Origin of the sequence: Dokdonia sp. (assembly GCF_039945015.1) — a bacterium.
In the GTDB taxonomy this organism is placed as follows: domain Bacteria; phylum Bacteroidota; class Bacteroidia; order Flavobacteriales; family Flavobacteriaceae; genus Dokdonia.
Window position 1 is genome coordinate 1 of sequence record NZ_JBDUXP010000013.1, and the last position, 23,113, is coordinate 23,113.

Annotated in this window: 22 protein-coding genes; 5 read left to right on the forward strand and 17 right to left on the reverse strand. The window is 34.9% G+C overall.

Annotated features, from left to right (window positions below):
* Positions 1 to 171: 171 nt before the first annotated feature.
* The 6 genes from rodA to purH all read right to left on the reverse strand — a co-directional run bounded on the left by rodA (position 172) and on the right by purH (position 7,365).
* On the reverse strand, positions 172 to 1,428 hold the full coding sequence (gene rodA / locus ABJD27_RS10505) for a rod shape-determining protein RodA (RefSeq protein WP_348172082.1): 1,257 nt from the start codon (positions 1,426 to 1,428) through the stop codon (positions 172 to 174).
* Entirely contained in the window at positions 1,425 to 3,341 is a 1,917-nt protein-coding gene (gene mrdA, locus ABJD27_RS10510) for a penicillin-binding protein 2 (RefSeq protein WP_348172079.1), read from the reverse strand. Before mrdA ends, rodA begins: the two co-directional genes overlap by 4 nt.
* Positions 3,338 to 3,844, reverse strand: coding sequence for a rod shape-determining protein MreD (locus ABJD27_RS10515; RefSeq protein ID WP_348172076.1), 507 nt, complete (start codon positions 3,842 to 3,844; stop codon positions 3,338 to 3,340). Before ABJD27_RS10515 ends, mrdA begins: the two co-directional genes overlap by 4 nt.
* The gene (mreC, locus tag ABJD27_RS10520) at positions 3,834 to 4,679 is read right to left on the reverse strand and encodes a rod shape-determining protein MreC (protein WP_348172073.1); all 846 of its coding nucleotides are present in this window, start codon (positions 4,677 to 4,679) and stop codon (positions 3,834 to 3,836) included. Before mreC ends, ABJD27_RS10515 begins: the two co-directional genes overlap by 11 nt.
* Before the next feature lie 14 nt (positions 4,680 to 4,693).
* Positions 4,694 to 5,722: a rod shape-determining protein gene (locus ABJD27_RS10525; protein ID WP_348172070.1), complete on the reverse strand. Its 1,029-nt coding sequence runs from the start codon at positions 5,720 to 5,722 to the stop codon at positions 4,694 to 4,696.
* A gap of 110 nt (positions 5,723 to 5,832) precedes the next feature.
* Complete coding sequence (gene purH, locus ABJD27_RS10530) at positions 5,833 to 7,365, reverse strand: bifunctional phosphoribosylaminoimidazolecarboxamide formyltransferase/IMP cyclohydrolase (protein WP_348172067.1); 1,533 nt, start codon at positions 7,363 to 7,365, stop codon at positions 5,833 to 5,835.
* A 145-nt stretch (positions 7,366 to 7,510) separates the two neighbouring features.
* Between purH and ABJD27_RS10535 the strand changes: the two genes are divergently transcribed.
* Entirely contained in the window at positions 7,511 to 8,767 is a 1,257-nt protein-coding gene (locus ABJD27_RS10535; protein ID WP_348172064.1) for an ABC transporter permease, read from the forward strand.
* Between the two features lie 77 nt (positions 8,768 to 8,844).
* On the opposite strand, the gene ABJD27_RS10540 is transcribed toward ABJD27_RS10535, so the two are convergent.
* A complete protein-coding gene (locus ABJD27_RS10540; protein ID WP_348172147.1) occupies positions 8,845 to 9,300 on the reverse strand; it encodes a GAF domain-containing protein in 456 nt (151 codons plus the stop codon).
* Positions 9,301 to 9,387: 87 nt separating this feature from the next.
* On the opposite strand from ABJD27_RS10540, the gene xrtF reads away from it, so the two are divergent.
* The 4 genes from xrtF to ABJD27_RS10560 are packed head-to-tail and all read left to right on the forward strand — an operon-like array spanning position 9,388 to position 11,185.
* A complete protein-coding gene (xrtF, locus tag ABJD27_RS10545) occupies positions 9,388 to 9,933 on the forward strand; it encodes an exosortase family protein XrtF (RefSeq protein WP_348172061.1) in 546 nt (181 codons plus the stop codon).
* Positions 9,930 to 10,364, forward strand: coding sequence for an exosortase F system-associated protein (locus tag ABJD27_RS10550; RefSeq protein ID WP_348172058.1), 435 nt, complete (start codon positions 9,930 to 9,932; stop codon positions 10,362 to 10,364). The genes xrtF and ABJD27_RS10550 overlap by 4 nt, the downstream gene beginning before the upstream one ends.
* Positions 10,365 to 10,398: 34 nt before the next feature.
* Positions 10,399 to 10,950 (forward strand): DUF3347 domain-containing protein, encoded by a 552-nt coding sequence (locus tag ABJD27_RS10555; RefSeq protein WP_348172055.1) that lies wholly within the window; start codon positions 10,399 to 10,401, stop codon positions 10,948 to 10,950.
* A 22-nt stretch (positions 10,951 to 10,972) separates the two neighbouring features.
* Positions 10,973 to 11,185, forward strand: coding sequence for a hypothetical protein (locus tag ABJD27_RS10560; protein ID WP_348172053.1), 213 nt, complete (start codon positions 10,973 to 10,975; stop codon positions 11,183 to 11,185).
* A 9-nt stretch (positions 11,186 to 11,194) separates the two neighbouring features.
* Here ABJD27_RS10560 and ABJD27_RS10565 read toward each other — a convergent pair whose 3' ends face one another.
* From ABJD27_RS10565 to ABJD27_RS10610, 10 genes are all read right to left on the reverse strand, one after another.
* Positions 11,195 to 12,364, reverse strand: coding sequence for a serine hydrolase (locus ABJD27_RS10565; protein WP_348172050.1), 1,170 nt, complete (start codon positions 12,362 to 12,364; stop codon positions 11,195 to 11,197).
* Between the two features lie 95 nt (positions 12,365 to 12,459).
* Positions 12,460 to 14,202, reverse strand: a complete 1,743-nt coding sequence (locus tag ABJD27_RS10570; protein ID WP_348202037.1) for a redoxin domain-containing protein — start codon at positions 14,200 to 14,202, stop codon at positions 12,460 to 12,462.
* Positions 14,202 to 15,989 (reverse strand): redoxin domain-containing protein, encoded by a 1,788-nt coding sequence (locus ABJD27_RS10575; protein WP_348168865.1) that lies wholly within the window; start codon positions 15,987 to 15,989, stop codon positions 14,202 to 14,204. The genes ABJD27_RS10570 and ABJD27_RS10575 overlap by 1 nt, the downstream gene beginning before the upstream one ends.
* A gap of 59 nt (positions 15,990 to 16,048) precedes the next feature.
* On the reverse strand, positions 16,049 to 17,530 hold the full coding sequence (locus ABJD27_RS10580; protein ID WP_348168868.1) for a sodium/proline symporter: 1,482 nt from the start codon (positions 17,528 to 17,530) through the stop codon (positions 16,049 to 16,051).
* 228 nt (positions 17,531 to 17,758) lie between these two features.
* Positions 17,759 to 19,390, reverse strand: a complete 1,632-nt coding sequence (groL, locus tag ABJD27_RS10585; protein WP_348168871.1) for a chaperonin GroEL — start codon at positions 19,388 to 19,390, stop codon at positions 17,759 to 17,761.
* Between the two features lie 140 nt (positions 19,391 to 19,530).
* Complete coding sequence (locus ABJD27_RS10590) at positions 19,531 to 19,806, reverse strand: co-chaperone GroES (protein ID WP_348168874.1); 276 nt, start codon at positions 19,804 to 19,806, stop codon at positions 19,531 to 19,533.
* Between the two features lie 164 nt (positions 19,807 to 19,970).
* Positions 19,971 to 20,318 carry a preprotein translocase subunit SecG gene (gene secG / locus ABJD27_RS10595; RefSeq protein WP_348168877.1) on the reverse strand — a complete coding sequence of 116 codons (348 nt, stop codon included), beginning with the start codon at positions 20,316 to 20,318 and terminating at the stop codon, positions 19,971 to 19,973.
* A gap of 6 nt (positions 20,319 to 20,324) precedes the next feature.
* Positions 20,325 to 21,236, reverse strand: coding sequence for a hypothetical protein (locus ABJD27_RS10600; protein WP_348168880.1), 912 nt, complete (start codon positions 21,234 to 21,236; stop codon positions 20,325 to 20,327).
* Positions 21,236 to 21,751 (reverse strand): LptE family protein, encoded by a 516-nt coding sequence (locus ABJD27_RS10605; RefSeq protein WP_348168883.1) that lies wholly within the window; start codon positions 21,749 to 21,751, stop codon positions 21,236 to 21,238. The genes ABJD27_RS10600 and ABJD27_RS10605 overlap by 1 nt, the downstream gene beginning before the upstream one ends.
* A gap of 61 nt (positions 21,752 to 21,812) precedes the next feature.
* Complete coding sequence (locus ABJD27_RS10610; RefSeq protein WP_348168886.1) at positions 21,813 to 23,084, reverse strand: sigma-54 dependent transcriptional regulator; 1,272 nt, start codon at positions 23,082 to 23,084, stop codon at positions 21,813 to 21,815.
* Positions 23,085 to 23,113 lie beyond the last annotated feature (29 nt).

The following is a 23,113-nucleotide window of genomic DNA, read 5'->3' on the forward strand; positions in this document are numbered from 1 at the left end:
ACTTACTACATATAAAGAAGATTGCAATTGCACGGAAAGTTCTCTACCATTTGTGTCGAAAAAACTACAAATGCTATAGAACAACCACCCCGTTTTAAAAAAAAAGGCTTTTAGTTTTTTAATGAATCTATTCTCTATGATCTAACAGCGTAGCAGTCTATTTTCTTTTTATTACCATTCATTCACTCGATTACCATCTAGCTTAATAAAGATAAATAGTAAAATTGTGAACCCCCAAAAGCCGGAGCCTCCGTAACTGAAGAAGGGGAGTGGGATTCCTATGGTAGGCATTAAGCCAGTCACCATCCCTACATTAACAGCAAAGTGAATAAATATAATTCCCGCAACACTATAGCCGTAGATTCGGCTAAACTCATTTTTCTGTTTCTCAGAGAGCTGTATAATTCGGAGAATAAGAAGTACAAAAAGGACTACAACAAGCCCGCTTCCTAAAAAGCCCCATTCTTCTCCTACGGCACTAAAGATGTAATCTGTGTCTTGCTCTGGGACAAATTTTCCAGTCGTTTGCGTACCCTGTAAAAAACCTTGTCCTGTCCAACCTCCATTACCAATAGCAATCTCACTTTGACGTGTGTTGTATCCTATACTTTGCGTATCTGCTTCTTTTCCTAAAACGATATTAAAACGATCCCTATGTCGCTGTTGAAATACATTTTCAAAAATATAATTCACAGAAAATGTAAATAGAGAACAGGCCAAAACAATTCCGATATATAAGAACTTTGCGGGTCGTTTCTTTCTGTTTCTTAGAAACAATAAAATAGCAATAGTTGCGACACCTAGCGCAATATATAAAGGACTAAATAGTAATGTCAAAACAAATAATGTCACTACAGAAGCTCCCAAAATAAGATATCCAGCTGCAATACCTTCTCTATATAAAGGAAAGAAAAAAGCTGCATAAACCAATGCGCTTCCAGGGTCGGGTTGCGGTATAATAACCAATGCTGGAATAGCTATAACTAAAAAGGCCCTTAATTGATCTCGTAATGTCTTAATGTTGGTTTGTATATCACTTAAGTATTTGGCAAGCGCTAGTGCTGTGGCTACTTTGGCAAACTCACTAGGTTGTAATGTGAATGATCCGAGTGCAAACCAACTAGTAGCTCCATTAATGTTTTTTCCCAAAGGAAATAAAAGAATGAGGGAGAGTATGGAGACAACATAAATCAAACTGGAAAAACGTTCAAAAAATTTACTATCTAGAAATAAGATAAAAACAATAATAACAAACCCTAAACCAATCCAGAGTAATTGCTTAGTATGTAAATTATCAAGACTAAAAAAAGTTTCTGCAGTAGCATCATATGATGCTGAGTAAATACTTAACCAACCTATACTGATAAGGGCGAGATACAATAAAATAAGAGCCCAGTCAAAACTACCTACACTTCGTCCAGTACTCATAACTCTTGATTTTCTTCTGCCAAGAATTTAGCGCTTATCTTTTTTCCATCATTAATTGGAAATGGTTTACCACTTAATGGTTTTGCATACTCTTCTTCAAGACTATGGGTGAGTACCCAATTTTCAAGATCCTTGCGAGTCACTTCTCCTTTAAGATATTTTTCTATCATAATAGAAGCGATACGACCGCCATATCGAGAGCCCCAATACCCATTTTCTACAAAAACAGCAATGGCTATTTTAGGGTTGTCTTTGGGAGCAAAAGCGACAAAGACAGAGTGATCTGTTAGTTGAGCCTTCTTCCCATTGATTCTAATACTATTTTCTGCAGTTCCTGTTTTTCCACAGATTTCAATGCCAGGGATTTTTAAAGTGCTTGCAGTACCATGATTATACACATCATTTAACCCTTGTATAACAGGCTCAAAATGTTGTGGATCAATAGTTGTCATTTGTTTTTCTCTATATATTGAAGGAATAGTATCAGCACCCGTTATGTTTTTAATAATATGAGGTTTATAAAACCACCCTCTATTTGCAATGGCTGCTGTAAAGTTGACCATTTGCATCGGAGTCATTAAAACTTCTCCTTGACCTATAGCATTAGAGATCGTAGCTGTTGTTCCCCAGTGATAGGTAGGATAATTATACGTTCTATTATAACGTTTTGCGCTAGGAATCAAACCTGGTCTACCCGTAGGGAGGTCATATCCCATAAAATTCCCAAGACCAAAACTTTCTAAGTGTGATCTCCATTTTTCAATACCTTCTTGCGGTGTATTGTATTTGTCTATGGTACTACGATATGTACTTGCAAAATAACTATTGCAAGAATAGGCAATACCACTTATAAGTTGCACAGGGCTTTTATGATGGTGACACCCTAATGGCTTCTTTCCTCCATAACGATACCCTCCATTACAATATACTTTGTCTTGCGTGTCTATAACACCTTCTTGAAGAGCAATGAGAGATGTCAAAGCTTTAAATGGTGACCCCGGTGGATATTCTCCTTGAAGCACCCTATCAAAAAGAGGTTTTGATATAGAATCAGCATCTAGACGTGTGTAATTTTTAGATCGCTCTCTACCCACAAGAAGCGCAGGATCATAATTAGGAGCAGCAACAAGCGCTAGAATTTCACCAGTTGCAGGCTCTATAGCAACGATTCCACCACGTTTGTTCACCATAAGCTGCTCACCATATTTTTGCAATTCAGCATCTATAGTAAGTTCAATGTTTTTACCTTCTTCTGCTGTGATGTCTAAATCACCTTCTTTATATGGTCCGATCACTCTACTAAAACGATCTTTTTGAAAGTGTTCTACTCCTTTTACACCACGTAATATTTCTTCATATTGTTCTTCTACTCCTTGACGACCTATTAAATCTCCAGATTTATAGTAATCATCTCGATTAATAATACCTTGATGTACTTCTTGAATATATCCTAAGAAGTTGGCGCCAAAATCTATTTGATAATCACGTAAAGAACGTTTTTGAATAAAGAATCCTTCATACTTACGCATCTGTTCTCCAAGATATGCATACTCATCTTGTGACATGGTAGAAACAATAGGAGAGGGGAGCACAGGAGAGAAGTTTCTAGCTCTCTTTAATTCTTTTTTTAGTTTCTCAGGGGTGATGTTTAAAAGTTTGGATAGCGATATTGTATCAAATGGTTTTATCTCTCTTGGGATCACCATAAGATCATATGATGATTGATTGGAGACTAATAGTTTTCCATTACGATCATAAATACGTCCTCGTTGTGGGATCGTATATATCGTTTTTACAGCATTGTTTTCAGAAAGTGTCGTAGCTGAAGTATCATACACCTGTAAATAGAATAACCGCCCCATAAACAAAAGACCGGTACTAAGGACGACAGAAAGAAGTAATAGTTTTCTCATTGTTGACGACTACTAAAAAGGATGTTAAATACTAAGCAAAGAATACTCGTGAATATACCAGTAAACAACGTCTTTTTTAAGATGTAAAGTATATTAGAAGTGTTAAAAACCTCTAAAGAAAAAAGGACTAGGTGATGTAAAAAAACAAGACTGGATATAAATATTAGACGTTCATAAAAACTTACATTAGGAAGCTTAATGGCATTGTATTCATAACTCACTCCAAATGTAAATCGTAGTGCGATAGGTCTAAAATAAGCAATCACTAGACAAGCCGCTGCGTGGATACCTCCACTATTTCCAAACATATCCATGGTAAGACCTGTTAAAAAAGCAATACATAGATACAAAGAGCGATTTGCGTTAAAAGGGAAAACGAGAATAAATAACACATATGGATATGGATTAATATATCCCATAAAGTTTATATTATTAAATATAAAAACTTGAGCAAGAAGTAGTGCTATAAAACGAACGCTATTTACAAGAACACTATTCTTCATTTGTGATGCCGTTTTCTAACGTTTTTATTTCTTCTCTGTCATTATTCTTTATAATATACACATGTCCTAAATTGGTCATGTCATTAAACAAGCGGATAGATAATGTATAAAAGTTCTTACTACCGTCAAGATGAAAATTTTCTATAGTTCCTATAGGAATCCCTTTTGGGAAAATAGCCGATTTACCACTTGTTTCTATAGTGTCTCCTATCTTTATAGGAGCTTGTTCTTGCATTTCAGTTACTTTCATGATATTAGGATCTTGTCCATCCCACTTTAATGTTCCTACGTGATCTGAAGAACGTAACTTTGCATTGGTTTCAAAACTGCTATTTAATATAGATAATACAGTGCTGTATTTTGTAGAGGTTCGTTCTACAATCCCTACAATCCCATGACTAGTAATAACTCCCATATCTGCTTGTACACTATTTCTACGTCCTGCTTTTAGGGTAATGATATTATCTGTTCTTGAATAGGAATTATCTAATACTCTAGCGGGTATATAATTAAATTGTACGTCAAGAGTATCTGTTGGATTTAGAAATACCTGGCTTAATGAATCAACTTTATTACTAGAAGTAAGCCTTTGTACGCTTTCGCGCAAGCGGGCATTTTCTTCTAATAATTGTTTGTTGTATGTTTTAAGATTAAAATATCCTTGCACATTACTCACAGATTCATAAAGTCCTCCTGAAAAGAAATTTGCAGAGTTTATAAATTTACTTTTATGATATGAATGTGATTGTATGGTAAATACAAGCGAGATAAAAAATAAAAAGACAAACAGCAGGAAGTTTTTATTCCTTATCAAAAAATTGATGATCTGCTGCATAGGGTAAGCACTTGTTATTTAATGAGTACGCTCTTATATTTTGCAATGTTCTTGAGACAGATACCTGTCCCTCTTACAACAGCTCTCAATGGATCTTCTGCTATATATACAGGAAGATCTGTTTTTTGAGAAAGTCGTTTGTCTAGGCCACGTAACATAGATCCTCCACCTGCAAGGTAAATTCCTGTGTTATAAATATCGGCAGCAAGTTCTGGAGGAGTTTGTGATAATGTTTCCATTACTGCATCTTCTATACGAAGAATAGATTTGTCCAACGCTTTTGCAATCTCTCTAAAAGATATTTGTACTTGCTTAGGCTTTCCAGTAAGTAAGTCACGACCTTGTACGCTCATTTCTTCTGGTGGTACTTCTAAGTCTTCTGTAGCAGCTCCTATTTGTATTTTAATTCTTTCGGCACTGCGTTCTCCTACATAAAGGTTATGCTGTGTGCGCATATAATAGATGATATCATTTGTAAATACATCTCCTGCAATCTTAACTGACTTGTCACAAACGATTCCTCCTAAAGCAATGACTGCAATTTCGGTAGTACCTCCACCTATATCTACAATCATATTTCCTTTAGGTTGCATAATGTCTACACCAATACCAATAGCTGCAGCCATAGGCTCGTGAATAAGATGTACTTCTTTTCCATTCACACGCTCGGCACTTTCCTTTACAGCTCGCATCTCTACTTCTGTAATTCCAGATGGAATACAGATGACCATACGTAATGCTGGCGGGAATAATTTTTTCTTAAGAGCAGGTATTTCTTTAATAAACATACTTATCATTTGCTCACTTGCATCAAAATCTGCAATAACTCCATCTTTAAGTGGGCGAATGGTTTTTATGTTTTCGTGTGTTTTCCCCTGCATTTGAGCAGCTTCTTTTCCTACAGCAATAATCTTCTTTGTTGTACGATCACGTGCAACAATAGAGGGACTATCTACCACGACTTTATCATTGTGAATAATTAGTGTATTTGCAGTACCAAGGTCAATGGCAATGTCTTCTGTCAGGAAATCAAAAAATCCCATAGGGCGGAATAGGGTATTAAATATTTATGTTGGTTTGTCGTATTCTCTAAATGTACAAATAATATTGTGTTTTTTTACGCTTTCGCGAAAGCGTATGACATCATTTTCTATTAATGTTTAAAATGACGTATTCCAGTCATCACCATTGATAGTTTGTGATCATTGCAATAATCTATCGTAAGTTGATCTTTTATAGATCCTCCTGGTTGGATTACAGCTGTGATACCTGCATTATCTGCTATTTCAACACAATCTGGGAATGGGAAGAAAGCATCACTAGCCATCACCGCTCCTTGAAGATCAAAATTAAAAGACGTTGCTTTTTCGATAGCTTGGCGTAAAGCATCTACTCTGGATGTTTGCCCAGTTCCGCTAGCACAAAGCTGTTTGTTCTTACAAAGAACTATCGTATTTGATTTTGTGTGTTTACAAATCTTAGATGCAAACAGTAAATCTTCTAACTCCCTTTCTGTGGGTTTAGTATGTGTTGCCTGTGTTAAATTTGCTTCGGTATCTGTTTTTGTGTTTCTATCTTGAACTAAGGTTCCATTAAGACAGGTGCGTACCATAGTTCCAGGTAATGCTACTTCTTTGAGAATAAGAATAATTCTATTCTTTTTGCCTTTTAATATTTCAAGGGCATCTTCATCAAAAGAAGGTGCAATCACAACTTCGCAAAATAGTTTATGTATTTCTTCTGCAGTTGCTTTATCTATGGTGTTGTTTGCAATAAGGACACCTCCAAAAGCACTTGTAGGATCTCCGGCTAGTGCATCTACATAAGCAGTGTGCATGGTATCTCTTTGTGCAAAGCCACAAGCATTATTGTGTTTTAAAATAGCAAACGTAGGAGCCTCTCCTATAAATTCATTCATGAGGTTTACAGCGGCATCTACATCAAGTAAGTTGTTATATGAAAGCGCTTTCCCGTGAAGTTTATCAAATATAGCATCAAAATCACCAAAGAAGAATCCGCGTTGATGTGGATTTTCTCCATAACGCAATACATTTCCTTTGTGCTCACTTACCTTTAAAGCAGGAATCTCATGATCTGCATTAAAGTAATTAAAAATAGCAGTGTCATAATGAGAAGATACACCAAACGATTTTGCGGCAAATCGTTTACGATCTGCTAGTGTTGTTGTTCCTTCTCCATCGGTAATAAGTTGTAATACTTCTGCATAATCATCTACCGAAGAAACACAAAGGGTGTCTTTAAAGTTTTTTGCAGCGGCACGTATAAGAGAGATACCTCCAATATCTATTTTTTCTATAATGTCTTGTTCTGGTGCTCCAGAAGCTACTGTTTTTTCAAAAGGATATAAATCTACAATGACAATATCTAATTGTGGAATCTCATACTCTTTCATTTCAGAAACATCCCCTTCATGATCTTGTCTGTTAAGAATACCTCCAAAAACTTTAGGATGTAATGTTTTAACACGACCACCTAAAATAGATGGATATGATGTAATATCTTCTACAGGAACGACAGGAATGCCAAGATCATTAATGAATTTTTGAGTACCTCCAGTAGAATAGAGAGTAACTCCTAAGTCATGAAGTTTTTGAACTAGAGGTGCAAGACCTTCTTTACTAAAAACAGAAACTAAAGCGGCACTCGCTTTTTTTACGTCGCTCATTACAGAAATTTTATGTGATTTTGGATATGTGGCAAAAATAGCAATTTAACAGTTTAAAGCGCATGGTTTGTTTATTTAAATTTGGCTCTTTTGTAACATATTTTAAGTCTAGGCGTCTTATCTTTAAATTTTCCAAAATAGATCGATGTTTATTTACTTACGTGTACTTAAAGAAAGCTTTCGTTTTGCAATAAATGCATTGCGTAATAACAAACTCCGTACGTTCCTTTCTCTTATGGGAGTTACGGTAGGTATTTTTTCGATTATAGGAGTGCTTGCTGCTGTAGATTCGTTAGAAAAACAAGTTAAGGGAAGTCTTTCTTCTCTAGATCAAAGCACAATTATATTATGTCATGCTTCTTTTGGCCCTACCGAGATACCGCGTTGGAAAAGAGAGCAATTCCCATTAATATCTTATGATGAGTATCAATATTTAAGACGTGCTCTACCAGATGCTAAGGCAATGTCTTACCTTATAAACGTACCTCAACAGAATATAAAATATGAAGATGAGACTTTAGAAAGAGTTCAAGTAGTTGCTACAACTTTTGAGTATTATGATGTTGAAGCATTACAATTTCAAGAAGGACGATTTTTTAATGAAGCAGAATCTGTAAGTGGCTCTAATGTCATAGTGATAGGTGATGAGGTGAAAAATCAACTTTTTGGAAAAAATGGAAATGCTATTGGTAAAAAGATAAAAGTCTTTAGCCGTAAATTAACTGTTATTGGAGTATTAAAAAAAGAAGGTGTTGGTCTTGGAGATTCAAAAGATGAAGTTGTTATAACTCCAGTAAATTTAACAAGGAAAATTTATGGAGAAAGTAAATCTGGATTTCCTAGAGTTGTTATACTTCCAAAGTCTGGTGTGGATAATGAAGGATTCTTAGCTACTCTTGATCAAAAACTTAGAGCAAAAAGAGGTGCTAAAATAGGTGAAATAAGTACATTTTTTGCAAATCAGTTTAAAGGATTAACAGACCTTATTGATGGGCTTATTGGTGCCCTGAAAGGTATAGGATGGGGGATTGGAGGTTTTGCTTTGCTAGTAGGTGGTTTTGGTATTGCAAACATTATGTTTGTGAGTGTAAAAGAACGTACAAACCTTATAGGGATTCAAAAAGCATTAGGTGCAAAACGCCGTTTTATACTATTTCAATTTTTATTTGAGTCTATATTACTATCTATTCTTGGAGGAATAATAGGAATGTTCTTAGTCTGGATGATTGCTTTAGGTCTAAATAGTTCTGGTGTTGCGGGAGACTTTACATTTGTACTGTCACCTTTTAATGTACTTTTAGGTTTTTCTGTAACATTCTTTATAGGAATACTCGCAGGTATTATCCCAGCAATAGCTGCATCAAAACTAGACCCTGTAGAAGCTATTAGGACAGGAATGTAAATTATTAAGACCTTATAAAAATTAAAATCCCCATGCTCAATGCATGGGGATTTTAATTTTTATAAGGTCTTAAGTTACTATAAAATGGTAACTACTTGCTCATTTACCCACGCTAAGAAAATTTCATCTTCTTTTGTAAATGGATCTAGTGAGTCAGAGTCAATGTCTATTTGACCAATGTTTTTTCCGTCTTTAAAAAGCGGTATTACAATTTCACTTTTTACATCAAGACCACAAGCGATGTAATTGTCTTGAGATGTAACATCTGGAACCACAAAGTTCTCATTGGAAACAGCAACTTGACCACAGATTCCTCTTCCAAAAGGGATTATGATATGATCTGTGGGCGTCCCTACATATGTTTCCAAATGTAGTGTTTGTGTTTCGTGGTTTGCAAAATAAAATCCTACCCAATTGTAATAGGGGATTGATGTACGTAAAGCTTCGCATATCTCAGTTAATCGATTTTTTGCAGAAAGCTGTGTTTTTGAAATTATTAAATTAACTTCTTTTTTTAAATCTTCAAAAGCCATTTTTAATGTATTTTTAGCCAAATGCTATTTTAATTTTAGATAGGTATGATTGCCTTGAAAACTTAAATAGCTATAATATTATATAAAGTGTTTAAACTAATAAACAAATATAAGTCGGTACTGCGTTTTATCCTCACGTTTGTGGGAAGTTATTTTGTGCTTGTTTTTATTTATAATATGTACCTCAAATACGGAGCTAGTGACACCTATTATCCAGATATTATTACACATACGGTAGCAAAACAAAGCGAGTCTATTATTAATGCTATGGGATATGATATGAAGGTCGTACCTAGTAAGGTAGAGCCAGCGATGAATCTAATGGTAGATAATAAAGTACTTGCACGTGTGGTAGAAGGATGTAACGCTGTGAGTGTGATGTTGCTTTTTGTTTCTTTTATGTTGGCTTTTTTTGAAGGAAAAAAACGGACACTCTTATTTATTTTTGGAGGTGTCGTTCTTATCTATGGGATGAATGTAACTCGTATTGGATTGCTTGCCATTGGGATTTATGAATATCCAGAATATACAGAGCTATTACATGGTACTATTTTTCCTGCCGTAATCTATGGTACGGTCTTTTTATTGTGGTTAGGTTGGATTCGATCGTATAAAAAACAACCTAAGTCGTGAAAGAAGCTATACGTATTACCGTTGTTTTTTTATGCCTTTTGGGATTTGCCTTTTTACGCTTTCGCGAAAGCGAACTCTTCTATGATCCACTCATTGCATTTTTTAAAGGAAATTATCGCGTAACAATATTACCAGATATGGAAGAAGGGAAATTATTCCTACATCTTTTCTTTAGATATACCATAAACACAGTACTGTCACTTGTAATATTATGGATGGCATTTAAAGAACGGGGAATTATTACGTTTGCAACATTGTTTTATGTGGTTGTCTTTGTTTTGTTAATGATCACCTTCAAAATAATGCTTACTACACAAGGAATTGGAGAATATCTGCCACTGTTTTATGTAAGGCGCTTTTTAATACAACCTATCCTATTATTTATGTTATTGCCTGCTTTTTATTACTATCGTAAGGTTCATAATTCTTAATCGGTTTGTATCTTTGTAGGCAAATTATAGTAGTATGAAAAAGTTTTTTTGTCTTCTTGCAGTTATGGCCTTTTTTTCTTGTAAAAATAATGAGCCAGAAGTAAAAATAGCACCTTCGCAAACAGCACATGAGCCCATTGCTCAAACTGGAGACTTAAATGAAACAAGCTCAAAAGTTGATGTTACATTTGAAGATTCGACATTTACAGAAACCTATAATGCATATCTAGATCTTAAAGCGAGTTTGGTAAATACAGATGCTTCAAAAGCAAAAATTGCTGCAACAACAATGCTGACTAAAGTATCTGAAAAATATAAAACAGAAAATTTAATCGAAGCGCTTACTAAAATGAGTGGGAGTGAAGATGTAAAAGAACAACGTATAGCTTTTGAGAATGTGTCAAAAATCATGGAAGTTTTAGTTTCTGGAAATAAGATTACATCTGGAGCGATATACAAGCAGTATTGTCCTATGGCTTTTAATGGGAAAGGTGCTTATTGGTTGTCAAATTCTAATGAAGTACGTAATCCCTATTTTGGAGATCAAATGCTTAAATGTGGATTGGTAGATAAAGAGATTAAGTAAGTTTTCTTTTGTATTTTAAAGAATGAAAAAACAGAAAATAACAATGGTACAAGTACTAACAATAGCTTTTATTGTTATGTATATTATATGGGAACGCAATCTGCAATTGTATCTAACTGAAAATAACTTGGAAAATACATATGCGTCTCGTAGAGATCTTACCGTGATTATACCGGTATTACTTACCCTTATTTTTATCTCTGTAAGACAATGGCTAAAGAGACATGATGATTGATTTTTGGAGCTAATTCATTTCTGCTATATTCCTAAAAAGAGTAGACCAGTTGACGCCTCCAAATTTATCTCCTAGACGTATAATAACAATATCTTTTTCTGGATTGATATACATAAACTGTCCTAAGATACCTCTAGCCTGATAATCTTCATAAGGAGCTTTAACTTCTTTAAGTTTAAATTTTGTAGTATCCTCTTGAGATTGGACATAATCATCTTTTGTTATATTACGCCACCAATGATGTGAGTATCTGTAACGATTTATCCCATCTGTAAAAGAAGTCGTTTGTACTACCCAGTCTTTAGGAACAATTTGTTTGCCATCCCAGTTACCTTGATTAAGGTATAATCTAGCAAATTTTGCATAATCCCTAGCCTTGGCATTTAAACAACAAAATGCTTTTGTTGTTTGATTTTTTTTGCTGTCTATATTCCAAGAGGCATCATACTCCATACCCAAAGGGTGCCATATTTTTTCTTGGAAATATTCCTGTAAAGGTCTTTGTGTGGCACTTTCTAAAGCAAGACTTAATAGTTGCGTATTTCCACTTTTATATTTCCAGGTTTCTCCAGGTGTTGTGTTTACTTTTAATTTATTGACATATTTTTTTAAATCTGTACCATAGTAAAACTTTGCTACTTCCCCAAAAGGATTGAAATAACCTTCGCTAAACTTTATTCCTGACTGCATATTAATTACATGTGCTAAGGTAACAGGGTCAAAAGAAGGGTCAAGTTCTGGCAGGTAATTTCTAATAGGATCATCTAGTGATTTTATGTAGCCTTCTTCTATAGCAATACCTATTAACGCAGAGATAAATGATTTTGAAACCGAAAAGGAAGGATGATCTGTTGCTTTTGTATAATCATCAAAATATTTTTCATATAAGATTTGATCATCTTTTACGATTAGAAAAGCGGTTGTGCCACTTTTTTCTAGCACTTCTTCAAAAGGAACGGCAGTCTTTTTTTTGTATGATACCGTTTCAGGAACAAGATTGTGTTGATCTATAGATGGTTCTTTAAAATAAAAGGGAGTATCTCCTTTTTCTATAGGAACACTATCAAATCTATCTAGATCACCAGTATCGGCAAAGTTCCAATAAAAAAAACGCCCTACGTGACATGAGTTTAATAATAGTAATAAACTAGCGAGAAAGAGGTATTGTTGTAACTTCATAATATAGGGCTAACGGGTTATACAATACTCTTAGTGTAGACACTATAAAGTAACTTACGTACATGTATGAAAATGATCTAGTACCTTTATAATTTCTAATCTGCAATGGTATAATTTACAAGCCCCATAAACATCTCATCACTACTTTGATATCCGAATATGACCTCCTTAGAAGGATCTGGATTTAATGGGTTTTGAAAAGAATTATCAAATATACCAGCCGCTTTTATAACCGTTCCTTTAGGTAAAAGAATAGGAGTTTTATAATTATAAACAAGTTGCCAGTTAAAATCAAAATCAGGAACAGAAATTAAATCTATAACAGAGCCATCAGGTTTTGTAGCAATAATTTTCATTTGCTTCCCACGAAAATGCATATGCGGAAAAATACTATGTACATAAACATCTTTTGTGATTTTATCTTCAGCAATAATAGGAGTGCTTTTCTCGTAGGGTTTTATTTTAAAATCATCAGAAAAGACACCTAAAGAAAAATATTCTTTTTCAGGTTTTTCATCATGAAAATAAAGATGGATCTTAGTAATATCTTCCTCTTCTTTTCCAATAGTTGTATAATGCGTTTGTATAATTAATTCAATATTTTTATCTATATAAATCCCTGAACCATTAGGAAAAATAGTAGATTTTGATGTGCCACTAGCTACAACGGCAATTAGGTTGTCTATCCATTGTCTTTCTGGACGGTCAACCGCAAGTTTAGGTTTTGAAGAACTGGCAAGCGTAGCGTGATGTACTATTTTTGGGTTGCCGGGTACAATAGTAACTCCTGCAAGCCATTTGCCTTCAGGAAGGTTAAGCTTAATTCTTTGATGACGATAATCTATAACTCCATTTGCAGGGATAATTTCTTTTTTAAGAACAATTGTAGTGTCTGGAATCATTGTCGTTTCTGGGACGAGTGCTTCCTTAGGGGTTAATGCTTTTAGAGGATCGTCTCCTTCTCCATAAGACATTCCATCTTTGATCCAACGCACTAACTTTCTGCGATCTTCTTCTGCGATTTCAAATGTGTTTTTAAAAGTACCAATAGTAGGATCTGCTTTCCAAGGTGGCATCCGTTTGCTTAGCATGACTTGTTCAATCATAGCAGACCATCCTACAATTTTATCATAATCTGTCATAGACCAAGGGGCGACACCTCCATCTACATGACAACGTACACAATGATTTGTTAGAATAGGAGCTACATCTTTTGTAAATGTAAGTGTATCTTTTTCTATAGTACGGCGTCTAGTGACTCTACAGCCTCTTGTAACTTGTTGTTTACTTATAGCTATTTGATTTGATAGTATTGCATCTAGCGCATCTCTTAAATAGGTTTCGGTAGGCTTAGATTTTTGAGTTTCGTAATCAAGTCTGTTGTTTAGTGGTCCTCTAAAAATGATTTCTCTTGTAGTAGGATCTAGTATAATCGCTTCTGCAGTAATAGTAATATCTAATGCATCGGCTATAAGTTGAGCGTTGTCATGAAGCACAGGAACTTCAAGATTAAAATCACTAGCTTCTTTTGCAATCGTATTTCTAGAATCCTGCATATTACTATTGATCATAAAAAAAGTGACATCTTTAGATTGATAATCGTCAACAATTTCATGAAAATCAGATAAAGCATTGCGTACTATAGGACACCCGTTGCCTTGAACAAATAGTACAATAGCTTTGCTGTCATTATAGGTAGAAAGCCTATGAAACCCTCCTTGTGTATCATATAATGCATAATCATTTATTCTGCCATCTGGTATTGATACAGGGATTTCCTTACAAGAAAATAAACCAAATAGTACTACAATTAAATATGCGAGTTTATTTATTTTCATTATTTGTAAGATGTATTGTTTATTGTATCTGTACTAGAAACAGGTATTTCATCTGCAATAGTATAATTTACAGAAGTATTAAACATTTCGTCTGTACTCTGATATCCAAATGATAATTCTTTTGTAGGGTCAGGATTTAAGGGATTCTGAAAAGAATTGTCATAAAAACCTACTGCTTTTATAATAGACCCTTTAGGTAAGAATAGTGGTTCTTCATATGTATATAATAATTGCCAGTTAAAGTTGTAATCAGGAACAGAAATCAGATCTATAATTTCCCCATCAGGCTTGGTAGCTGTCAGTTTCATGCTTTTTCCTCTATAATGCATATGAGGAAGCACACTATGAACAAATATATCTTCTGTGATCTTATCTTGGGCAACTATTTGAGTATTTTTTGAGAAAGGTTTAATCTTAAAATCGTATGTAGAAATTGCGAGTGGAAAATATTGCTTTTTAGGCTTCTCTTTGTGATAATAAAGATGGATTTTAGTAATATCCTCTTCTTTTTTACCAGTGGTGGTATAATGTGTTTGAACAATTAATGTATTATCAGGAGCAATGTAAACTCCAGATGATTCTGGGTAAATAATGGTGTTTGAAGCTCCGCTTAAAACGACTGCAATTAAATTGTCTATCCAAGGTCTTTCCGGACGATCAACGGCTAGTTTGGGTCTGATAGAACTTGATAATGTAGAATGATGTACTACTTTATTATTGCCAGCTTCTATAGTAACACCAGCAAGCCACTTTCCTTCAGGGAAATCAAGTTTAATTTTTTGGTGACGATAATTTATAAATCCATTTGCAGGAATGATTTCTTTTTTAAGAACAATTGTCGTGTCTGGAACCATTGTCGTCTCTAAAACAAGAGCGTCCTTAGGAGCTAACGCTTTTAAAGGGTCATTTCCTTCTCCATAAGACATTCCATTTTTGATCCAACGCACTAGCTTTCTGCGATCTTCTTCTGCAATTTCAAATGTATTTTTAAAAGTGCCAATAGTAGGATCTGCTTTCCAAGGTGGCATCCGTTTACTTAGAATAACTTGTTCGATCATAGCAGACCATCCTACAATTTTATCATAATCTGTCATAGACCAAGGAGCAACGCCTCCATCTACGTGACAACGTACACAATGATTTGTTAGGATAGGAGCAATGTCTTTTGTAAATGTAAGGGTGTCTTTTTCTATAGTATGACGTCTAGTGACTCTACAACCTCTTGTAACTTCTTGTTTACTTACAGGGATTTGATTTATTAGTATTGCATCTAGCGCATCTCTTAAATAAGTTTCGGTAGGTTTAGATTTTTGAGTTTCATAATCAAGTCTGTTGTTTAATGGTCCTCTAAAAATAATTTCTCTTGTAGTAGGATCTAGTATGATTGCTTCTGCTGTAATAGAAATATCTAATGCATCGGCTATAAGTTGAGTTGCATCGTGTAACACAGGAACTTTAAGATTAAAATCACTAGCTTCTTTTGCAATCGTATTTCTAGAATCCTGCATATTACTATTGATCATAAAAAAAGTGACATCTTTAGGTTGATAATCGTCAACAATTTTATGAAAATCAGATAATGCATTGCGTACTATAGGACATCCATTGCCTTGAACAAATAGTACAATGGCTTTACTATCATTATAAGTAGAAAGTCTATGGAATCCTCCTTGTGCATCATATAATGCGTAATCGTTTATTCTGCTATCTGGTATTGCTACAAGAGCTTCCTCACAAGCAGTAAGGCAAAACAAGGATATGATTAGATATAAAAGCTTCTTTTTCATTGAGATGCAAAAATAAATAAAACCATACGGAAAACCCTTGTTAATACTGGTAATAAATGCTATTTGGTTTTTGGAAATAACTTAGTAAAAATGATTCCAGCTATTATCGATAATAAAAAAGAGGGGGCAAGCACATCTAGTTTTTCAAAATAAATCCCAATACCATCTATAGATTGAATTACAAACTTAAATAAAGGCACACATAAAAATCCAGTAATCATAGAAGCGAGCGCTCCTTTTTCTGAATACGGTTTCCAGAATAATGACAGAATAATAACAGGGCAAAAAGTAGCTGCAATACCGGACCACCCAAAAATAACAAACCAGAAAATAGTTCGATCAGGTGATAATACGGCGACCGATAATGCGATAATTAAGGCTACTAAGGCTAATGCCAATGTTATTAATCTTGAGATTTTAGTAAGTCTCTTTTGTGCTACATCAGGATTGATGATTTTTTGATAAAAATCTCTAGATAATGCACTTGAAGCAACAACAATAAGAGAGTCTATAGTAGACATGATTGCAGATAATACAATGGCAATATAGATTGCTACAATAGCTAGTGGTAATAAACCTTCTATCAACATAATTAATACTCCTTCTCCTGCTGGGCCAAGAATAGCTTCTGGATCTTGTCCTACAGAAGTGTATAAATAACGGCCTAATAAACCAATGGTGACAGCAGCAAAGTCTGTAAGTAATGTAAATATAATTGCTACCCATTTTCCTTTATCTATTTCTGCTTCATTTTTTACAGCCATAAATCGAACATAGATCTGAGGCGATCCTAGAAAACCTAAGCCTATCATTGCAAATCCTAAGATGGTAAATACCGTAAGTGTTAGGTTTGATGTATCTCCCCAAATACTGGTAAGATTTGGATCTATCTGCGTAAGACCTTCTACAATACTGCCTCCATCGTCAATAGATAACCACGCAATAAATGGCAAACATACGAGTCCAAAGAACATGAGTACACCTTGAAAGAAATCAGACCAAACAGCTGCTAGAAATCCTCCTACATATACATAGGCCATCACAATGATAAAGCCTACAATGGCTCCAGTAAAGTAGTTAATTCCTAATAGAGATTCAAATGCTTTTCCAGTAACATCTATTTGCGAACTCACATAAATAACCACAAATAATGAGAGTGCAGTTGCGGCAACTTTACGTATGGTTTTACTCCCAGTATTAAAATGGCTTTCTAGGTAATCTGGTACAGTAATCGAGTCATATTTGTCTGTAGCTCGTTTAAAGCGTTTGGCCATAAAAAACCAAGAAATCCCTACTCCTAATACTTCTCCAAGAACAACCCAATATGCCGAAAACCCCGCAATAGCTCCCATTCCTGTAAGTCCTAAAAGAAGCCATCCAGATTCCCCAGTGGCCCTTGCTGAGAAGGCTACAGCCCAATACCCTAGTTTTTTACCTCCTACATAAAAATCGCTTACGCCTTTTACTTTTCTAGATGCAACAACACCAATAATTACAAGAATGGCAAAATATAATCCTAAGACAATCAGTTTGGTAAGCATATAATACTGTTTTGAGTTTGTAATGTACGGCTTTTTAGATAAGAATTATGAAGTGTCTTTATACGCTTTCGCGAAAGCATACAAAGAAAAGATACGATATCATAAATTTATCCATTTGATCAAAAAAGAAAAGGTCTTTGTAATGAAACAAAGACCTTTTTATTCTATAATATGTACTAACTAGTTGTCTACCCGAAAGTAGCTAAAAAGTTACTTGCCACGCTACTGTTACATCATGCCTGGCATTCCGCCACCTCCCATTGGAGGCATTGCAGGAGCATCTTCTTTAATGTCTGTAAGTGCACATTCTGTAGTAAGAATCATACCCGATACAGAAGCTGCGTTTTCTAAAGCAACACGAGTTACTTTTTTAGGATCGATGATCCCAGCTTTAATCATATCTGTGTATTCTCCATTTTTTGCATTGTAACCAAAGTCTTTTTTGCCTTCCATTACTTTTGAAATCACAACAGATCCTTCTCCACCAGCGTTAGAAACGATGGTGCGTAATGGCTCTTCTATAGCACGGTTTACAATTTGTACTCCTGTTGCTTCATCTGCATTTTCAGTTTTTATTTTTTCAAGTGCTGATTTTGCACGTACAAGTGCAACACCTCCACCAGCAACAATACCTTCTTCTACAGCGGCACGAGTTGCGTGTAATGCGTCATCTACACGATCTTTTTTCTCCTTCATTTCGATTTCGGAAGCAGCACCTACATAAAGTACAGCAACACCACCTGCAAGTTTTGCAAGACGCTCTTGTAGTTTTTCTTTATCGTAATCACTTGTAGTTGTCTCTATTTGAGATTTTATTTCTCCTACACGTGCTTTGATCATTTTCTTGTCTCCAGCTCCATTTACAACAGTAGTATTGTCTTTGTTTATAGTTACTGTCTCAGCAGTACCAAGCATATCTATTGTTGTATTCTCTAATGTAAATCCACGCTCTTCAGAGATTACGGTTCCTCCAGTTAAGATAGCGATATCTTCTAGCATAGCTTTACGACGATCTCCAAAACCTGGTGCTTTTACAGCAGCGATTTTAAGAGCGCCACGAAGTTTGTTTACAACAAGAGTTGCTAGTGCTTCTCCGTCTACATCTTCGGCAATGATAAGAAGTGGTTTTCCTGTTTGTGCTACAGGTTCTAATACAGGAAGTAAATCCTTCATAGAAGAAATTTTCTTGTCAAAAAGTAGGATGTATGGGCTGTCTAGTTCAGCTTGCATTTTCTCACTATTAGTCACAAAATATGGAGATAAGAATCCACGATCAAACTGCATTCCTTCTACAACATCTACATAGGTTTCTGTTCCTTTTGCTTCTTCTACAGTGATTACACCTTCTTTTCCTACTTTTCCAAATGCTTCAGAAATAAGTTCTCCAATGACATTGTCATTATTTGCAGAGATAGAAGCTACTTGTTTAATTTTTTCTGAAGAGTTCCCCACTTTTGTGGTTTGCTTTTCTAGATTTTCTGTGATAGCAAGTACTGCTTTATCAATACCACGTTTCAAATCCATTGGATTTGCTCCAGCAGCAACGTTTTTAAGTCCTTCTTTTACGATCGCTTGTGCAAGTACTGTTGCGGTTGTTGTTCCGTCACCAGCAAGGTCATTTGTTTTTGAAGCTACTTCTTTTACCATTTGTGCTCCCATATTTTCAAGAGCATCTTCTAGTTCTATTTCTTTTGCAACAGTTACCCCGTCCTTCGTTACTTGAGGTGCTCCAAATGATTTGCTTATAATGACATTACGCCCTTTTGGTCCTAATGTTACTTTTACTGCATTTGCGAGTGCATCTACGCCACGCTTTATACCGTCACGTGCTTCGATGTCAAATTTTATGTCTTTTGCCATGATAATCTTTTTAGATTGTCATCTCCGCATTGCGAAGATTTATTGGTTATTCTAACTATTGTTTTGTTTGATTTGCGATTTATACGCTTTCGCGAAAGCGTACTACGTATCTATGATATAGATTTTGTAGTTAATGGGTTTTATACAATGGCAAGGATGTCTTCTTCCTTCATGATCATATAATCTTTTCCGTCTAGTTTAAGTTCGGTGCCAGAGTACTTCCCATAAATAACAGTATCTCCTGTTTTTACAGTCATATCATAGTCTTTTTTGCCAGAGCCTACAGCAACAACTTTTCCTTTTTGTTGTTTTTCTTGAGCCGAATCAGGAATGTATAATCCAGATGCGGTTTGAGTCTCTGCTGGTAGTGGTTCTATTACTACACGATCGGCAAGTGGTTTAATGTTTAAAGCCATTTTTTGAGTCGTATTTATTAAGGTTAAATAAGTTATTTTTTATGTTTGAGTAAAAGACAGAAATTATGCCAGTTATTATGTGCTGACAAATTTACAGCAGATGGTTGATAAACAAAAAATGCCAACTTGAAAAAGTTGGCATTTTGTTAGATTTTATAAGACTACTAATTTTCTGGAGTAGTCGGAGCTGGGTCATCTGTTACGGGTACTTCTAAAGGAGTTGTGGTTTCTACAGCATCTGCATCAAATACTTGAGACTCTGTGTTTCCTCTAGATCCAAAGATAGAGATGTTACTTAATAAAATAAGTACCAATAATAATGTTGCTAATCCCCAAGTTGCTTTGTCTAGGAAGTCTGTTGTTTTTTGAACACCACCCATTTGTTGTGTTCCTCCTCCTCCAAAAGAAGAAGATAATCCTCCTCCTTTAGGGTTTTGTACCATAATTACTACAACTAGTAAAAAGGCTACTATGATGATTAATGCTAAAAATATATAAAATGTGGTACTCATGATTCTTTATTCTTTATTTTCTTCTAATTGCTGTATTGCTCGAATTTGGTCTGCAAAGAAACCACTTTTTTCTGGATATTTCAAACTTAAAATGCGATAGGCTTGCTTTGCTTTTTTAAAGTTTTTTTGCTCTACATAAACACGTGCTAAAGTCTCTGTCATTAGGGCTTCAGAAGAAATGAGTGATTCCTTTGCGAAGTTCTTTTTTTCTTTAAATGATGCTGGTGAGAAATCAATCTTTGGATTGGTCTCTATAAAAGAGTCAATAATTTCTTGCTTACGTTTCTTAATGTCATCTGTCGAATCTTTACGCTCTATAGTTTTAGAAAATTCGGTTTTATGAATAGTATCAGGAGTTGAGGTAGAGGTATCTTCTTCTATTTCTGAAGAGGAAGTTCTATGTATAGATGTAAATTTAGAAAGTTGTAGCCACTCATTAAAAGAGTGTGCTTCATTTGTATTAAAACTGAGTGGTTTCCCAACTGAGAGCACTTCTTGTGGTGTTTGCTTTGTAATTTCTGAGTTTTCTTTTTCTACAAAAAGATTTGGGTCAAGTATCTGGGAAGCTTTGTCTTGTTCTTCTTCTTGTACTTGTAAGGAGACGTCTTGCATCTCTTCTATATCAAAATTCCTTAGATGGGTATCTTGTTTTTTGATTTGAGTACTTATGTCATTTTGAATAAAGATATCAGAAGTGATATATTCAAATAATACAGATCTATCTGTTGTGTGGGCAGCTGTTACTTTTAATGCTTTATTGTAGGTGAAACTATCTTGATTTTTAAGCCCTTTAAGGTATAATGCTTGGGCACTTTGAAAAAACGGAAATTCGTCAATAATAGCTCGAATATCAGTTGTTTGAGATGCTGTAATTTGTTCTGGATGTTCTAACAGATATGTAAATGATTGTGTTTTCATTACCACTTTGCTAATGATTCATTTATGATATCTTGTGTAATACGTTCAAAAATTTCTTCTAGTGCTGTATCTAGAGGGCCTCCTATTAATTGTGTTGTCGCTGGGACATCCGAAAAGAAAGAGAAACGTTTTTCAAAATCATCTTCACCGTCTGTTTTTTTGTTGTTGTAGTAACGTACGTTTACACTTATAGTAAGTCTGTTTTGAGCGGCTGTGTTTTGTGATGTAGAGGCTTGAGGAGCGATGTAGTATTCTGTGATTTCTCCTTCAAAGAGAAGTTCTCCATTGTTACTTACAAGGCTTAAATTTGTTTGATTTTGAATTAAATCCTGTAATGCTAGTGTAAATGTTCTATCTATACCAGGCTCTACAATAGGGGCTTCATTTCTGAAAAAGTTTACTTGAAATGTTTTTATTTCTGGATCTATAGAAATTCCATTAAATGAGTATATACCACATCCTTGAAAAATAAAGCAACAGCTAAGTGCAAATAGAATAGTAATTGTTTTTTTCATACTAATACAACGGATAGTGTATGTTAAAATTGGTTAAGCAATATACAATGATCTTATAAAATTATAAGTCAAATTGTTTGATCTTTCTATATAGGGTACGTTCACTTATTCCTAGTTCATCTGCGGCAGCTTTACGTTTGCCTTTATGACGTTCTAAGGATTTTTTGATAAGTTCTAATTCTTTATCGTGTAATGAGAGTGTTTCTTCTTCTTGAATCTCCTCAGCAAAGTGATATGGATCTTCTTTGGATTCGGGCTGGATGGTTGGAGTAATTGGAGTAGCTTGTTCAGAAATCTGTAATACTTCCATTACTGAATCTGTCGAGTCATACGTGTTTTCTTCAGTATCTTCACTATAAATCTTCTTAATAAGCGACTCATTTTCTTCTCTTACATCTGCCGTGTTGCCGCTTTTCATAAGCTCTAGTGTAAGCTTTTTAAGATCATTGAGATCAGACTTCATATCAAATAAAACTTTGTATAAAATCTCACGTTCATTAGAAAAATCAGATTGTTCTTTTTTATTTATAACAGCAGGTAATTTGCTCCCTGTGTCTGGTAAGTAATGACGGATAGTGTCTGCATTGATAGAACGATTTTGTTCTAAAACAGAGACTTGTTCTGCTACATTACGTAATTGTCTAATATTACCAGACCATCTGTATTGTAATAGTAATTGTATAGCTTGCTCATCAAGACGAATGGTGGGCATCTTATACTTCATAGCAAAGTCTGACGCAAATTTTCTAAATAGCAAATGAATGTCGTTTTTACGCTCACGTAATGGAGGTAAATTAATTTCGACAGTACTTAATCTATAATATAAATCTTCTCTAAATTTTCCTTCTTTGATAGCTTCAAACATGTGGACATTTGTTGCAGCAACGATACGCACATCTGTTTTTTGCGTTTTGGAAGATCCTACTTTTAAGAATTCACCATTTTCTAAAACCCTTAATAGACGTACTTGAGTAGGTAAGGGTAGTTCCCCAACTTCATCTAGGAAGATCGTACCGCCATCTGCTACTTCAAAATATCCGTTACGTGTTTGTGTAGCACCTGTAAAAGCGCCTTTTTCATGACCAAAAAGTTCACTGTCTATAGTTCCTTCTGGAATAGCTCCACAGTTTACTGCGATGTATTTATTATGTTTTCTGTGTGATAATGAATGAATGATTTTAGGAATACTTTCTTTACCAACACCAGATTCCCCAGTAACTAATACAGAGATATCTGTGGGGGCTACTTGAATTGCTTTTTCTGTCGCACGATTTAGTTTAGGGTCATCTCCTATAATACCAAATCGTTGTTTTATTGCTTGAATACTTTCCATATGTAATGCCCATAAATATGGGAATGTTG